The 1,318-nt window shown below is 43.5% G+C and carries 2 protein-coding genes; both read right to left on the bottom strand.

Features of this window, described 5'->3' with window-relative positions:
- Positions 1-43 precede the first annotated feature (43 nt).
- Positions 44-592, bottom strand: coding sequence for a DUF2808 domain-containing protein (locus tag IQ234_RS20755; protein WP_193958457.1), 549 nt, complete (start codon positions 590-592; stop codon positions 44-46).
- A 118-nt stretch (positions 593-710) separates the two neighbouring features.
- Positions 711-1,175 carry an SsrA-binding protein SmpB gene (gene smpB, locus IQ234_RS20760; protein ID WP_002786846.1) on the bottom strand — a complete coding sequence of 155 codons (465 nt, stop codon included), beginning with the start codon at positions 1,173-1,175 and terminating at the stop codon, positions 711-713.
- Positions 1,176-1,318 lie beyond the last annotated feature (143 nt).

Consider the following 1,318-nt stretch of genomic DNA (forward strand, 5'->3'; position numbering starts at 1 on the left):
CCCCCATTCCCCTATTTCCATTTCCCCATCCCCAATAAATACTTTAAGGTTCGATACTGACAATCCAAGTACCGACGTAGAGACGGACGGGAATATTGCCAGAGGCAGTCACATCACAGGTAAAGTAATAAGTGCCTAATTCGGGATTTCTGACATTAGACATGACGATTTCAACTTTGCTGGTGGGATCGATCGCTTGTTCGGGGACAATTTGAATAACGCGACTATCCTTGTCCCAAACCACTTCCTTTAAAGGTAAAGATTTGCCGTTGATGCGTACCTCGATTTTATTGGTGTCAAACTGGCCGTTAAAATAATCAGGATAGGAAATAAAAAAAGCTGAAGCTCCTTGGGAGAGTTTTTTCGGCGGGATATAGAATTTATAACGATCCATTTGCTTGGGACGACCGCCAAATTGCAAGAAATAATCTAAGATATCCTTGCGATCGACTCCACTAAAAATTGTTAGGCCAGGGTTGCCATTGGCTAAAGTTATTTTTGGTAAAATAATCCCCGCACCTACCCCTAAGGATAGAGCGATCAAAGCGGGTGTCGTAGCATATTTAATTACTTTTGTCAAGAGTTTTAACATAAATTTTAACCCAAGGTGAGGGGGATGGTGATGGCCGCAAGGGGCCGAATACAGTTCAACTGTAACAAAACTCGATCATTTCTTACCTAGACCTTTGCCAGTCCGATAAGTGTCTTGGTTAACGCTTCATCGCTCGTGCCATATCCCGTTGATCCTGACGACGTTTCAAATCTTCGCGTTTATCGTGTAATTTCTTGCCTCTACCGAGGCCAATGCTGATTTTTACCCAACTGCCTTTAAAATACATCTTCAAAGGCACGAGAGTTAAGCCTTTCTGTTCCACTTGACCGATGAGTTTGCTGATTTCCTTTTTGTGCATCAACAATTTTCTCGTCCGGCGCGGATCGTGATTAAAATATTCGCTACTCTGTTCGTAGGGGGAAATATGAACATTAATTAACACCGCTTCACCATTGCGGACTAAAACGTAACCATCCCGCAGGTTCACCTTACCAGCGCGCACAGATTTAACCTCAGTCCCCACCAACTGCACCCCCGCTTCAAAAGTCTCTAAAATCTCGTAGAGATGGCGTGCTTGCCGGTTATCAGTGATAATTTTGATTTTGTCGTCTTGATTGGCCATATAGTCAAGTGAAAAGTAAAAAAGCTGTTGGGTGTTGGGGTTTTAGGGTTTTGGGGGTCAGGGTTTTAGGGTTTTAGGGTTTTAGGGTGTTGGGGTTTTAGGGTTTTAGGGTTTTAGGGTGTTGGGGTTTTAGGGTTTTAGGG

Origin of the sequence: Microcystis aeruginosa LEGE 91341 (assembly GCF_015206885.1) — a bacterium.
Classification (GTDB): domain Bacteria; phylum Cyanobacteriota; class Cyanobacteriia; order Cyanobacteriales; family Microcystaceae; genus Microcystis; species Microcystis aeruginosa_H.

What these genes read in the sequence shown, in the direction of transcription:
- IQ234_RS20755 (WP_193958457.1), bottom strand. Translation starts at nt 592, where the DNA reads ATGTTAAAACTCTTGACAAAAGTAATTAAATATGCTACGACACCCGCT.
- smpB (WP_002786846.1), bottom strand. Translation starts at nt 1,175, where the DNA reads ATGGCCAATCAAGACGACAAAATCAAAATTATCACTGATAACCGGCAA.